Origin of the sequence: Bacillus sp. T3 (genome assembly GCF_033449965.1) — a bacterium.
Lineage (GTDB): Bacteria > Bacillota > Bacilli > Bacillales > Cytobacillaceae > Bacillus_BU.
In genome coordinates this window covers 1,084,202-1,098,485 of record NZ_CP137761.1, presented here as the reverse complement: position 1 = coordinate 1,098,485, position 14,284 = coordinate 1,084,202, and the positions used below count along the sequence as shown (strand labels likewise).

The 14,284-nt window shown below is 38.8% G+C and carries 11 protein-coding genes and 1 pseudogene; 4 read left to right on the top strand and 8 right to left on the bottom strand.

Annotated elements, in window-relative coordinates; all coding sequences use genetic code 11:
* Positions 1–64: 64 nt before the first annotated feature.
* Positions 65–1,783 (bottom strand): acetate--CoA ligase, encoded by a 1,719-nt coding sequence (acsA, locus tag RGF10_RS05665; protein WP_318509338.1) that lies wholly within the window; start codon positions 1,781–1,783, stop codon positions 65–67.
* Positions 1,784–1,990: 207 nt separating this feature from the next.
* Between acsA and RGF10_RS05660 the strand changes: the two genes are divergently transcribed.
* The 3 genes from RGF10_RS05660 (at position 1,991) to RGF10_RS05650 (ending at position 4,526) form a co-directional block, all read left to right on the top strand.
* Positions 1,991–2,623 (top strand): N-acetyltransferase, encoded by a 633-nt coding sequence (locus tag RGF10_RS05660; protein WP_318507980.1) that lies wholly within the window; start codon positions 1,991–1,993, stop codon positions 2,621–2,623.
* Positions 2,624–2,715: 92 nt separating this feature from the next.
* The gene (locus tag RGF10_RS05655; RefSeq protein WP_318507978.1) at positions 2,716–3,363 is read left to right on the top strand and encodes an acetoin utilization AcuB family protein; all 648 of its coding nucleotides are present in this window, start codon (positions 2,716–2,718) and stop codon (positions 3,361–3,363) included.
* Positions 3,357–4,526 (top strand): acetoin utilization protein AcuC, encoded by a 1,170-nt coding sequence (locus tag RGF10_RS05650; protein WP_318509336.1) that lies wholly within the window; start codon positions 3,357–3,359, stop codon positions 4,524–4,526. Before RGF10_RS05655 ends, RGF10_RS05650 begins: the two co-directional genes overlap by 7 nt.
* Positions 4,527–4,570: 44 nt before the next feature.
* On the opposite strand, the gene ccpA is transcribed toward RGF10_RS05650, so the two are convergent.
* From ccpA to RGF10_RS05625, 5 genes are all read right to left on the bottom strand, one after another.
* Positions 4,571–5,572 carry a catabolite control protein A gene (ccpA, locus tag RGF10_RS05645; RefSeq protein WP_318507976.1) on the bottom strand — a complete coding sequence of 334 codons (1,002 nt, stop codon included), beginning with the start codon at positions 5,570–5,572 and terminating at the stop codon, positions 4,571–4,573.
* A gap of 302 nt (positions 5,573–5,874) precedes the next feature.
* On the bottom strand, positions 5,875–6,945 hold the full coding sequence (locus RGF10_RS05640) for a bifunctional 3-deoxy-7-phosphoheptulonate synthase/chorismate mutase (protein WP_318507974.1): 1,071 nt from the start codon (positions 6,943–6,945) through the stop codon (positions 5,875–5,877).
* Positions 6,946–7,215: 270 nt separating this feature from the next.
* The gene (gene ytxJ / locus RGF10_RS05635) at positions 7,216–7,545 is read right to left on the bottom strand and encodes a bacillithiol system redox-active protein YtxJ (RefSeq protein ID WP_318507972.1); all 330 of its coding nucleotides are present in this window, start codon (positions 7,543–7,545) and stop codon (positions 7,216–7,218) included.
* A 124-nt stretch (positions 7,546–7,669) separates the two neighbouring features.
* Positions 7,670–8,104 (bottom strand): YtxH domain-containing protein, encoded by a 435-nt coding sequence (locus RGF10_RS05630; protein ID WP_318507970.1) that lies wholly within the window; start codon positions 8,102–8,104, stop codon positions 7,670–7,672.
* Positions 8,105–8,124: 20 nt separating this feature from the next.
* Positions 8,125–8,589: a DUF948 domain-containing protein gene (locus RGF10_RS05625; RefSeq protein ID WP_318507968.1), complete on the bottom strand. Its 465-nt coding sequence runs from the start codon at positions 8,587–8,589 to the stop codon at positions 8,125–8,127.
* A 201-nt stretch (positions 8,590–8,790) separates the two neighbouring features.
* On the opposite strand from RGF10_RS05625, the pseudogene RGF10_RS05620 reads away from it, so the two are divergent.
* A pseudogene (locus RGF10_RS05620) lies at positions 8,791–9,903 on the top strand (aminopeptidase); the annotation flags it as partial.
* A gap of 102 nt (positions 9,904–10,005) precedes the next feature.
* Here RGF10_RS05620 and murC read toward each other — a convergent pair.
* Both murC and RGF10_RS05610 read right to left on the bottom strand, forming a co-directional pair.
* Complete coding sequence (murC, locus tag RGF10_RS05615; RefSeq protein ID WP_318507966.1) at positions 10,006–11,307, bottom strand: UDP-N-acetylmuramate--L-alanine ligase; 1,302 nt, start codon at positions 11,305–11,307, stop codon at positions 10,006–10,008.
* A 182-nt stretch (positions 11,308–11,489) separates the two neighbouring features.
* Positions 11,490–14,201, bottom strand: a complete 2,712-nt coding sequence (locus RGF10_RS05610; RefSeq protein WP_318507964.1) for a DNA translocase FtsK — start codon at positions 14,199–14,201, stop codon at positions 11,490–11,492.
* Positions 14,202–14,284 lie beyond the last annotated feature (83 nt).

The window sequence follows — 14,284 nt, the reverse complement described above, 5'->3', positions numbered from 1 at the left end:
CAGGAACTTAACATTGAAACAAGGCAGGCTCCCAAAGGAGCCTGCCTTGTTTATGTCCACTCTATTAATCTTCCATTGTAGATAGGTCACCAGTTGGTAGATTCAATTCCCACGCCTTCAATACGCGGCGCATGATTTTACCACTTCTTGTTTTCGGTAAGCTATCGCGGAAGTCGATTTCACGTGGTGCAGCATGTGCAGCTAATCCTGTTTTAACAAATTGACGAATATCCTCTTTCAATTCATCACTAGCCTCGAAGCCTTCACGTAACGCTACAAATGCTTTAATGATTTCTCCTCTGATTGGATCAGGCTTGCCGATAACACCCGCTTCCGCAACGGCTGGATGCTCTACTAGCTTACTTTCAACCTCAAACGGGCCAACACGTTCACCAGCTGTCATAATCACATCATCAACACGTCCCTGGAACCAGAAGTATCCCTCGTCATCCATATAAGCAGAGTCCCCGGAAACGTACCAATCACCAGGCATAAAATAGGATTCAAATTTCTCTTGGTTGCCCCAAATCGTATTCATCATTGAAGGCCAGCCTTTTTTAATAGCCAAGTTCCCCATGCGGAATGGAGGAAGTTCAATACCTTGGTCATCAACGATAGCAGCTTGTACACCTGGAATTGGTTTCCCCATTGAGCCAGGCTTAATTTCCATACAAGGGTAGTTACAAATCAGTTGAGCACCCGTTTCAGTCATCCACCAAGTGTCATGAATACGTAAGTCAAATACCTTCGCTCCCCATCTTACAACTTCAGGGTTTAATGGCTCACCAACGCTGAGGATGTGGCGAAGACTGCTTAAATCAAAGCGTTTTACCACTTCATCTCCTGCCCCCATCAGCATTCTAAATGCCGTAGGCGCGCTGTACCAAACTGTCACACCGTATTCTTCAATCATGCTATACCAGGCATCTGGGCTAAATCTCCCACCTATAATAACGTTGGAAGTACCGGTTAACCATGGTCCAAAGATTCCATAAGAAGTACCTGTAACCCAACCTGGGTCAGCTGTACACCAATACACATCCTCTTCTTGTAAATCTAGCACCCATTTTGCTGTTTGATAGTGTTGAATCATCGCATTGTGAACATGAAGCACACCCTTTGGCTTTCCAGTCGATCCTGATGTATAATGAAGGATAAGACCATCTGTACGGTCAACCCACTCAATATCTAGGTTTCTACTAGCTTCATTTAACTTTTTATTAAAATCAATAAGAGAATCTGTTTCTTGAATATTTTCACCCACAAGGAAAATATGCTTTAATTCAGGAAGCTCGCTAACAGGAACTCGCTTTAATAATTCAGGAGTAGTGACTAACACTTTTGCTCCACTATCCTCCAAACGGTCGCGAACAGCACCTTCCATGAATGCTTCAAATAGAGGACCTACAACAGCACCTAGTTTAATTGCGCCTAGCACTGCAAAATAAAGTTCAGGTGAACGCGGCATAAAAATGAAGACACGGTCTCCTTTCACGACATCACCGTATGCTTTAAGCACATTCCCTGCTTTATTTGATAAATCCTTCATTTCCTTGAAAGTGTACTTTTCTTTTCTAGCCCCATCACGGTAGTATAAAGCAACTTTGTTCTTTCGGAATGAGACTGCATGGCGGTCAATCGCTTCAAAGGCCATATTTACCTTGCCAGTTTCAGACCAAGTAAATGACTTTTCAGCTTCCATCCAATCAAATTGCTTGTACATTTCATCGTAATTTTGCAGGTTAAAATTTCCTTTAACGGCTGATAGCGCTTCCAATTTCATCAAATAGATTCCCCCTTAATTCGCTTCATGTAGCCTATTATAATACAACTAGAACATTTTCACAATATTTAAAATATTTTAATTATTTTTTAATTTTTAATTATTTAATATTTTATGAGGAAAATATAGATGAAAGCGCTTCATCTATTGATATTTTATGTATAATAGAATTAAGATTGGTTTTGTATATATTTAGGTGGTGACTAAATGGAGCATAAAAAAACGTACTATTCAACAGAATTGATAACTCCCGATGGAACAGTCATTGTTGAAGGGCCTGTTTCACCTGAAAAATTGTCTCAATATGAATTCCATCAAGATTTAACTGCGTTTCGCCCCGCAAACAAGCAGCACCAAGCAATCATTGAAATCGCCCAATTGCCAGAAGGAAGAATAATTATTGCCCGTCACCAAAACATGATTGTGGGATATGCAACCTTCCTTTATCCCGATCCATTAGAACGCTGGTCAGAAGGAAAAATGGACAATTTAATCGAGCTCGGAGCTATCGAAATCATTCCTCAATTCCGAGGCTATCATGTTGGAAAGCAAATTTTGATCGTCTCGATGATGGATGATGCGCTGGAGGACTATATTGTCATCACAACTGAATATTATTGGCATTGGGATCTGCGGCGAACAGGCCTGAATGTATGGGAATACAGAAAGATTATGGAAAAAATGATGAATGCCGGAGGACTTCAGTGGTTTGCAACAGACGACCCTGAAATAAGCTCCCATCCTGCCAATTGTTTAATGGCAAAAATCGGCAAACGAGTCAATCAAGAATCGATTGAAAAGTTCGATAGACTTCGGTTTTTGAATCGCTATATGTTTTAAAAGCATTCCTTCCTAATATGCATCTTTAATAGAATAGCAGCATGTTTAATAGAATGAATGCAACCCTAGAAAATTTAAGGAGGTCTATGAACGTGATTGTTGAGGAAATTATGAAAACTAATGTGGCAACATTAACAACTCAAAACAATATTGCAGATGCAATACAATTAATGGGGGAGAAAAAAATCCGTCATATTCCAATTGTTAATGAGCAACAAAATGTTGTTGGTCTAATTACCGATCGTGATATACGAGATGCAAATCCGTCCACCTTTTATGCAGAGGAGCACCGCGACATTTTGCAAAAGCCGTTACACACCATCATGCAAACCAATATTATAACAGGACACCCCCTCGACTTTGTAGAAGAGATTGCAGCGGTCTTTTATGAACACCATATAAGCTGCCTGCCAATCGTGAAGGAAAACAAGCTAGCGGGGATCATTACAGAAACAGACCTGTTAAGAACATTAGTCGAGCTAACTGGTGCACATCAACCTGGTTCTGTCATAGAGGTTAGAGTTCGCAACATGACAGGTGTGCTCAGTGATGTGACAAATGTAATCAAAAAAAGAAATGCCAGTATTCAAAGTGTACTTGTATATCCAGACAAAAAGGATGAAAACTACAAACATTTAGTAATTAGACTTCGAACTATGAACCCGATGAATATTATCGAAGATCTAAAGGCAGCTGGTCATACCGTTTTATGGCCAAACCTTCCGGGGATTTCATCATGACCGACTCAGTCTTTATTTTTTCACAGGATTTATTAAAATATAAATTTAATAGTCATCATCCTTTTAATCAGCAACGTCTGGAGCTTACACTTGATTTACTGAATAATATTAGTGCGATTAACGAGAGTCAAATCGTTTTACCACGAATGGCAACTGAGGAGGAGCTTCTACTCATCCATGACCCCAGCTATGTTGATGCAGTGAAATTAGCAAGTCACGGTCAGTTACCAGCAAGTGTTGCTGATAATTATGGACTTGGTACCGAGGATACGCCTATTTTTCCAAATATGCACGAAGCAAGCTCATTCTTGGTAGGTGGCACTTTAACTGCGGTAGATTATGTTATGTCTGGGAAAGCAAATCATGCACTTAATCTTGGTGGTGGTTTACATCATGGCTTTCGCGGGAGGGCCTCAGGATTTTGTATTTACAATGATAGCTCTGTCGCCATCAAATATATGCAAGAAAAATATCATGCAAGGGTTCTATATGTAGATACAGATGCCCATCATGGCGATGGAGTTCAATGGTCCTTCTATGATGACCCAAATGTTTGTACTCTTTCCATTCATGAAACGGGACGATATTTATTTCCTGGAACTGGAAATGTAAGTGAGCGTGGTCAAGGAAAAGGCTATGGGACAAAATTTAATATCCCACTAGATGCCTTTACCGAAGATGAATCATGGATTGATGCTTATACAGTTGCCTTACAGGAGGTTGCAGATTTTTTTAAGCCTGATGTAATCCTAACGCAAAATGGGGCAGATTCTCATTATTTTGACCCACTTACTCATTTATCCACAACAATAAAAATATACCGTGAAATTCCAAAGCTTGCTCATAAAATTGCTCACGAGTTTTGCGATGGAAGATGGATAGCCGTTGGTGGAGGCGGATACGATATTTGGCGAGTAGTCCCAAGGGCATGGGCGCTCATCTGGCTCGAAATGACAGAAAACTCGAATTGTTCTGGCGCTTTACCGAGCAATTGGATTGATAAATGGCAGCCTTTATCACCCGTTGGACTTCCACGACAATGGGATGATCCACAGGATTTATATCCCCCTATCCCAAGAAAAGGGGAAATAACAGAAAAAAACGCCCAAACAGTTGCAAAAGCACTGTACCCAATTCGAAGTCAGAAAAAATCAGTCTTATAAATTGAATTGAAAAACGTGAGTGCAAGCACTCACGTTTTTTAGTGTTATTTTCTTGTTGAGTCACGCTCTTCAATTCGATGTGGAAGAACGATAATTGTCTCATTCATTTTTTCTTGATTCATAAGTTTTGTTAATAGACGCATCGCAACTGCACCAATATCATAGAGTGGCTGAACAACCGTCGTTAATTGTGGACGAACCATTAAAGTTAATCTTGTGTTATCTGAGCTAATAATTTCAAAGTCCTCAGGGATAGAATAACCTTTGTCTTCAGCACCATGAACAACACCTAATGCCATTTCATCCTGTCCTACAAAAATTGCGGTTGGCTTCGTATCTGCCTCCATTAATTTATCGATAGCCTCAATACCGGAGTCATATGTATCGTCACCTTCAACAACGAGATCCTCTAAATATTCGATTCCCGCTTCAGCCAAAGCACGCTTATAACCAGCTAATTTCTTCACACTATTAATTGGTTCATGGAGCGGCCCAATGACAAATGCAATATGGGTATGGCCCTTATCGATAAATGATTTGGTTACATCATATGCCGCTTGTTCATAATCAATATTAACAGATGGTAATTTTCCTGTTTCCTCGATTGAACCTGCAAGAACAATTGGCACAGGTGATTTCTCAAATTCTTCTACATGCTGATTGGTTACATTTCCAGACATGAACACAATTCCGTCTACCTGTTTCCCTAGCATCGTATTGATTAGATGCAGTTCCTTATCGATATTTTGATCGGAATTACTTAGAATAATATTATATTTATACATTGTTGCAATATCTTCTATTCCTCGAGCTAAATCAGCAAAAAACGTACTAGAAATATCGGGAATAATCACACCAACAGTAGTCGTTTTTTTGCTGGCTAAACCACGAGCAACAGCATTTGGACGATAGCCCAAGCGCTCAATTACTTCGAGTACCTTTTTTCTTGTTGCTGGTTTTACATTCGGATTGCCATTGACAACCCTTGATACTGTTGCCATTGAAACACTTGCTTCGCGTGCAACATCATAAATGGTAATATTCAAAAACACCCACTCCTTCATTTATACCCACAATTCAGCTTATTTTTAGTTTACAGCAAGTTTCGTTGTATTAAACCTATTTCTTAAGTTTGTGAGAAATTTAACTTGTATAATTATGTATCTAATCATACGATACCGAATCCGATGCCGCAATGACCCATATGTATTTTTCATAAAATTATTGTATATCCAATCAAAAAGTAAGTCTATACTTAGCAAAACATGAATAACACTAATGCTTTTCCAATACGTAAAAAAATCCTCCAGCTAAAGCCAGAGGATTTTATTAATAAGTTTATTAAGTATTAAAGTCGAACAAATGGCGTTTCCTTTAAACCTTCAAGGAATGCATCAAATTGTTTTAAATCCATTTGCTGAGCGGAATCTGATAAAGCAACAGCTGGATCTGGATGTACCTCAGCCATCACACCATCAGCACCAATTGCTAATGCAGCTTTTGCACATGGCAGTAACAAATCTTTGCGTCCTGTAGAATGAGTAACATCAACCATTACAGGTAAATGTGTTTCTTGTTTTAAAATTGGCACTGCAGAAATATCTAAAGTATTTCTTGTCGCTTTTTCATAAGTACGAATTCCACGTTCACAAAGAATAATTTGGTCATTTCCCTGTGACATTATATATTCAGCAGCATTGATAAATTCTTCAATTGTTGCAGCTAAACCACGTTTTAATAGAACTGGCTTTTTCACCGCACCTACTGCTTTTAGAAGCTCAAAGTTTTGCATATTACGGGCACCGATTTGAATCACATCGATGTAATCAAGGGCCGTTTCAACATCATTTGGACTAACAATTTCGCTGATAGTCGCTAGCCCGAATTCATCTCCGATGCGTTTAAGAATCTTCAATCCTTCTAAGCCAAGGCCTTGGAAATCATATGGAGAGGTTCTTGGTTTGTAGGCACCACCGCGCAACAGTTTAAAGCCCTTTGCTTGCACGGCAGCAGCTACAGCTGCAACCTGCTCATACGATTCAACAGAACATGGACCAAATACAAAGTGTGGAGTGCCATCGCCAATTTTCACGCCTTTAACATCAACAATTGTATTTTCTGGTTTTTTCTTACGAGACACTAACAAAGCTTTACGGTGATCATCTTCTTGAAGCTCTAAACCGGCTTTGAAGATTTGCTTAAACATATGCTCAATCGTTGAATTTTGGAATGGGCCATCATTATTTTCTTTAATTAAATCAAGCATCATCCGTTCACGAACTGGATCATAGCGATTAACACCTTGAGTTTCTTTAACTCGACCGATTTCCTGTACGAGTCTAGCTCTTTCATTAATTAATGAAAGTAATTGTAAGTTTAATTCATCGACACGGTTTCGCAATTGATCTAGATTACTCATTTCTTCAACCTCCAGGTTTATTTTACAGCCTTGTTACATCTGTAATGAAAATAATATTAAAAATATGAACATTTTTATAATTACGGATAATTATATATGATAAAGTTTTTGTTGTCACGAAAAACTTTAACGATTAAACGCTTTTAAGCTTTTAAGCTTTTAAGCGTTAAAGTATAATATGCCGGAAATATCTATTGATGCCTATATTGTATGCAACACGAATAATTGGAACCTAAATTTTAAAAAAAACATCCAAAAAGCGGATGTTTTTTAACTATTTTTTTCTTTGGCTGATGTTAAGGCATCATAAGTGATGTTCCAATGCGAAGCATTCCATACCAACCCATTTTCTTTAAAAAATAATGCTTGTGGTGATTCATGCTTTATTTGAAAAGTTTCTGCTATGTAATTGGATAACGGACGCGAATCTTGGACTGTTAAGTAATAGCTATTGAAATTTGGATGGTCCTCCGTAAATTTCACATATTCCTCATAGGCCGCCTGGCTAATTGGACATGTCACACTATGCTTTAAAAAAACAAAAGGTTCGTTAGCTTGAATTATTTGATCAAATTGTTCAACAGAATCAATTTTTTGCATTTCCCAATCCTCCTTGGCTTTGACTAAACAAATGAATTCATCGAAAAAAGCGATTATCCTTTTAAATCAAGGCATTCTCGCTTAATTTCTGTAATCGTAACATTTTCAGAACCTATCCGCAAATTTAATGATTGAGCTTTTTTTCGGTCTCATCAAAAGCCTTTTTCGTTTCCTCAAGCATCTTTTGAATCGAATCCAACCCCCCATTGTCGGTGATTTCATTTGGATTTTCATCTAAAACTTCGCTTTCTGCACCGCGATTAATTCCTTTAATTTTTGCTAGAGCTTCTGATGATTGTTGGGTAATTGTTTGGGTCAATGTGTTCGTTTTTTCCTTTGTCATTTGGGCAATATCGGAAACCTTTTCTTTTAACTGCAAGTTTCCTGCTTTTTCCTTTATGACCGCTGTTTGATTCGTAACCGATTCGCGAAGGGCTGTACCTGATTTTGGAGAAAGCCATAAAGCTGCTGCCGCTCCAATTACTCCTCCAATCATTGCTCCAAGTAGAAAATCCTTCGTACCGCCCTTATCAGTCTCTTCATGTAAATAATTTCCCATCAAAAATCCTCCTTTAGCTTTTAATGATCACGTTGTCGCTGGCGTATTGGAATTGGAGTATTATCTGCTTTTTGCTGCTTTTTATTTTTCCATTTTTCCTTTAACTCAATGAAGGCATTGCTCCACTGTACAATTTGCGATATTTTTTCTTGATTTTGTTCGACACTTTTATCTACAGTATTGGTAACCGTTTGGATTGAATGATTGAATTTTTGGATGGTAGACCCTACATCTTTCACTGCGTGTACAACACTATTCAAGCTATCTGCTTTTTCTTGAATATCATCCGCTAAGGCATTCGTTTTTTTCAAAAGCTCCGTCGTCTCATTCATAACTCCATCAAGTTGTTTTTCTAACCCATTTAATGTTTTTGAAACACTATCAAGCGTGTATTGTAGCGATTTGAATGTCTTGGATAAATAAATCACTAAAATTAGAAAGGCTATGGCAATTAAGGCCACGCTAAAATATAAAATATTAACCACTCTTTGCACCTCCGTTGTCTCTACCAATATGTTTAACTCACTTTAGCGGGAATAAACCTCTTTCCTACATACTTCAATATTATAGTGGCATTTTCCTTCCTAGGTCACACGATATTTTCGCTCATCAATTGCATAACTTCAACAAAATTTCTAAATTGGGTTACAATAATAGTGCAGAAGGAATTAAAAGGAGGAAAAGCGATGAAGGACCCTAGAATTGAGAAGCTTGCAAATAATTTAATTAATTATTCCGTTCGACTGCAAAAAGGAGAAAAAGTACTAATTGAAAACTTTGGGTTGCAGCGTGAGCTAGTAACCGCACTTGTTAAAGCTGCTTATGCCGCTGGAGGTTATCCTTTTGTACTGTTGAAAGATCATCAGGTCGACCGCTCTTTGTTATTAGGTGCAAAAGAAGAGCAATTCAATTTAATGGCCGATTTCGAAGCCAGTGTGATGAGTCAAATGGATGCTTACATCGGGTTACGTTCTGGTGACAATATTAACGAACATGCCGATGTTCCAGACGAAAAAATGAAGCTTCATGGTAAAACGATTGGTAAAAAAGTACATAGAGATATACGTGTTCCAAAAACGAAATGGGTCGTGCTACGCTATCCAAACTCCTCGATGGCCCAGTTAGCCAAAATGAGCACAGAGGCATTTGAAGATTTTTATTTTGACGTCTGTAATCTTGACTACGGAAAAATGGATGCTGCGATGGATGGCCTTGTTGCACTCATGAATAAAACCGATAAAGTGCGCCTTACAGGACCTGGAACAGATTTAACATTCTCGATTAAGGACATTCCAGCGATTAAATGCTCAGGTCAAATGAATATTCCAGATGGAGAGGTATATACGGCTCCTGTTCGAGAATCCGTAAATGGAGTCATTACCTATAACACCCCATCGCCTTATCATGGCTTTACATTCGAAAATGTGAAGCTTACGTTTGAAAACGGGAAAATTATTAATGCAGAAGCGAATGATACAGAGCGAATCAATAAGATATTTGATACTGATGAGGGAGCTCGCTATGTCGGAGAATTTGCGATTGGTGTAAATCCATTTATTTTACATCCAATGCAGGATATATTATTTGATGAAAAAATCGAAGGAAGCTTCCATTTCACCCCGGGACAATGCTATGACGAAGCATATAACGGAAATCATTCTGATATCCATTGGGATATGGTCAATATCCAACGGCCAGATTACGGTGGCGGAGAAATCTATTTTGATGATGTGCTTATTCGCAAGGATGGTCGCTTTGTGATCCCTGAGCTCGAAGCCTTAAATCCGGAAGAATTTGAAGTAAAAAGTAAGCTCTTCTGTTTAAAACTGACCACAAAAAACAAAAAAGACCAAACCGCTCACAAAGAAGCGATTTGGTCTTTTTTTTCCACCAAAAGTGCTCTATATTGCTAATACCTGTTCATATGCCTCTTGGAACTTTTGAATATCGCCGGCTCCCATGAAGATAATCACACTGTTTTCATGCTGTTTTAACATCGAAGTGTCATCTTCAGCCAAAAGCTCTGCTCCAGGAATTTTCGCTTGTAGGTCGGCAATTGAAAGCTTTCCATGATTTTCACGAGCCGAGCCAAAAATATCACACAAATATACCTTATCGGCTAGATTTAGGCTATCAGCAAAATCACTTAAAAATGTCTGTGTCCTTGAAAATGTATGCGGTTGGAATACAGCTACAATTTCACGATCAGGATATTTTTGATTAGCAGCATCTATCGTTGCTTTGATTTCAGTTGGATGGTGTGCATAATCATCAATAATGATTTGTGATCCTATTTGTTTCTCTGAAAATCTTCGCTTAACTCCAGAAAAGGTTAATAATTGTTCTTTGATTATTTTAATATCGATACCCTCATAATCACACATAGCAATGACCGCTAACGAATTTAAAACATTATGATCGCCAAAAGTAGGAATCGTAAAACGATCAAAATAAGTATTCCGTACAAACACCTCAAAGCTAGTACCATCTGTTGATTTCACAATATTTCTAGCCTGGTAATCGTTATCGTCACCAAAGCCATAAAATAGAACGGGAACCTTTGCCTGGATTTTTTGCAGGTGACCATCATCACCACATGCAATAATTCCTTTTTTTACTTGCCACGCCATTTCCTGGAATGCTGAAAAAACATCCTCAACATTAGCAAAATAATCTGGATGATCAAAATCGATATTCGTCATGATTGCATAATCTGGGTTGTATGATAAGAAATGCCGTCTATATTCACAGGCTTCGAAAACGAAGTACTCTGCATCACGGTCGCCTTTACCAGTTCCATCTCCAATTAGGAAAGAAGTAGGCTTTGCGCCTTGAATGACATGCGCTAAAAGACCAGTAGTAGATGTTTTTCCGTGTGCCCCAGTTATAGCAATGCTTGTAAAATTTTGCATATAATCGCCCAAAAAGCGATGATATCTTACAATCGGAAGCCCCATCCTCATTGCTTCTTGAATTTCCTCATGAGTATCTGGAAATGCATTTCCAGCAATAATTGTCATTCCTGGCTGAATATTCTCCTTATTAAACGGAAGGATCTTTATTCCAGATTGCTCTAGGGCCTGTTGAGTAAAAAAGCGCTTTTCGACATCGGAGCCTTGAACTTGAAAATTTGTATCATGAAGAACTTGTGCCAACGCACTCATTCCAGACCCCTTAATACCTACAAAATGGTAAATAGTCATCTAAAGAACCTCCAACAAACGTCTATCTGTAACACATTATATGAGAATGTTTTCATTTTGCTCATTTTCATTACGTCACAGCGTTATCATATTAAAACATTATACCATTAATACATAAGACGAGAAATTTTTCTTAAAAAACACCTTTTAATAAATAAAATGCCCCCTAAAAGATTCTTGCATTAGTTTATTGTACTACTACTGTTAAAGGAGTCAAGTTCTTCTTCTGTAATTAATACATCTCTAGGCTTACTTCCCTTTGCTTCTGAAATAAATCCATTAGCGTGCATCATGTCAATCAACCGTGCAGCTCGATTGTAGCCGATTTTAAAGCGGCGCTGAAGGCTCGAGGTAGAGGCAACACCTTGCTCAATTATAAATTCACAGGCCTCGTAAAATAGCTCATCTTCTTCCTCCGTTACTTGCGCTTTTTTTATTAGCTCTGTCTGCTCAAATAAATACTCTGGATCCCCCTGATCCCGAACATGGGCTACAACACGGTCTATCTCGGCATCTGAAATAAATGTTCCCTGAAGCCGGACAGGCTTTGACGATCCATTCTCTAGGAAGAGCATATCTCCTCTTCCTAATAATTTCTCTGCTCCACCAATATCAATGATTGTACGAGAATCTATTTGTGATGAGACTGAAAAGGCAATTCTTGTTGGGATATTCGCCTTAATTAAACCTGTAATAACATCAACGGAAGGTCGTTGCGTTGCAATAATTAAATGAATTCCACAAGCCCTAGCTTTTTGAGCAATTCGACAGACTGCCTCTTCTACATCCGCAGGGGCAACCATCATTAAATCCGCAAGCTCATCGATTACAATAAGAATATAAGGAAGCTTATTGTTATATTGCTTTGCTTCATGTGCAAGCTCATTGAAACGCATGATTTCACGAACGCCAGTATGAGCAAATAACTCATATCTTCGCTCCATTTCCTCAACCGCCCACTTAAGTGCACCTGTTGCGGCCTTAACATCGGTAATAACAGGACTTACTAGGTGTGGAATATGATTATATGGCGCTAATTCCACCATCTTAGGATCAATTAGCAATAGCTTAACATCCTGCGGATCGGCTTTATACATGAGACTTGTTAGGATGGAATTAATACAGACACTTTTTCCTGAACCCGTTGCCCAGGCAATTAAGCCATGTGGCATTTTCCGAAGGTCGGTTACCACTGGTTTACCGGAAATATCAAGGCCTAATGCAGCCGTCAATGGTGACGAATTATGAATGAATTCAGGACTATTTAATATCTCACTAATTAAAACAGGACGGCTTGTTTGATTCGGCACTTCAATTCCAATTGTGTGCTTCCCAGGAATCGGAGCTTCAATCCGGATGTCCTTAGCAGCTAAACTAAGTTTAATGTCGTCTTGTAAATTCGTAATTTTATTTACTTTTACCCCAGGATCCGGCTGAACCTCAAACCTAGTAACAGATGGCCCCATTGTTACATTAACAACCTTTGCACCAACATTAAAGTCTGCTAAAGTTCGATTTAACAGGTCTTCCTGCCCTTGAAGCCATTCTCCATTCTCTTCCTGGATAATTGGAGGGGATAGAAGATTTTCAGACGGCGGAAAATAGAGCAAAGTCTCTTTTTCTTCAATTGGTTCTTCTGATAGTTCAGTATCCTGTTGTTCAGGAACGATTTCTTCCAATACAGCCTTTGGTTCTTGAACTTCCTGTTCGCTTCCTGCTGCGATGAAAGGTTTGTTTTCACGATATTTAGACTGGATTAACCTTTCTTTGTCCTGTTTGAGCATCAGAACATTGAAAGGAATATGGGACTTTCTAACTGGCTCTTGTAAAGTTGTTTCTTGATCCATGCTTGCTTCAACATTTTCATCTGTGTCGAATTCATCTTGTATTACTTCAGCTACCATTTCAGCCTGCTTTTCTATTGCTACTTGTTCCGCTAGAGTGCTAGGCTTTTCCGCGACTATTTTCGCTACTAGTGTATCCAGTTCTTCCTCATCTGCTTGCTCTACTACTGTATCTAGTTCTTCCTCTTCTACTTGCTCTATTAGAGTATCTGGCTCTTCCTCTTCTACTTGCTCTATTAGTGTATCTAGCTCTTCCTCTTCTACTTGCTCTATTAGTATATCCAGTTCTTCCTCTTCTGCTTGCTCTACTACTGTATCTAGCTCTTCCTCTTCTGCTTGCTCTACTACTGTATCTGGCTCTTCCTCTTCTGCTTGCTCTACTACTGTATCTAGCTCTTCCTCTTCTACCTGCTCTATTAGTGTATCTGGCTCTTCCACTTCTACTTGCTCCACCATCATTGTTTCCATTTCCTTAACTTCAGGTGTTTCAAGCGTGACAGCACTCTCTTCGTCTAGATATGCATCAATTCCGTGAATGAAACCAGTTAATTCGTGTTCAATCACCTTCATCTGTCGTGGCCTCCCATAACCATAAATAGGTGATGGAATTTCGGTTGGACGAAACGGACCGTGACGAATCTTTTCCTTCTTCGGCTTCACTTTCTGTATTGGTTTATCTTCAAAGTTTGGGAAAGATGGAATCTCCTTTGGTTCCTCAACTACTCTTAATTTTTCTAATCGAGTCCGCAATGGTTGAGATCGCTGAGCTTGAGGTGCCTGAGTGCTTTCACTCTGTTTTTTCTGCTGTGGTGGCTGCCGATTTTCTTTCCTAGATTGCCGATTTGGCTTTTGGACTTTTACTTCGGGAACAACAGGGAACCCGTCTCTGCCTTTGGGATATTGATAAGCGATTCTAGCATTGAGGTCTTTTGGACCTTCTTGTTGGTCTTGTTTACTTTTTGGTAATGAATGTTGTGTATACTCTATTAAATCCTCAGGTTCACCTGAGTCGTCCTTGAAACCATGTAATAATCTTTTAAACCAATCCACTGATGATCATCTCTTTCTGCTTTCTTTTAAAGTGACATTTATATTTTAACAGTTAATTAACAAAATACGAGGGAAAATCGGTG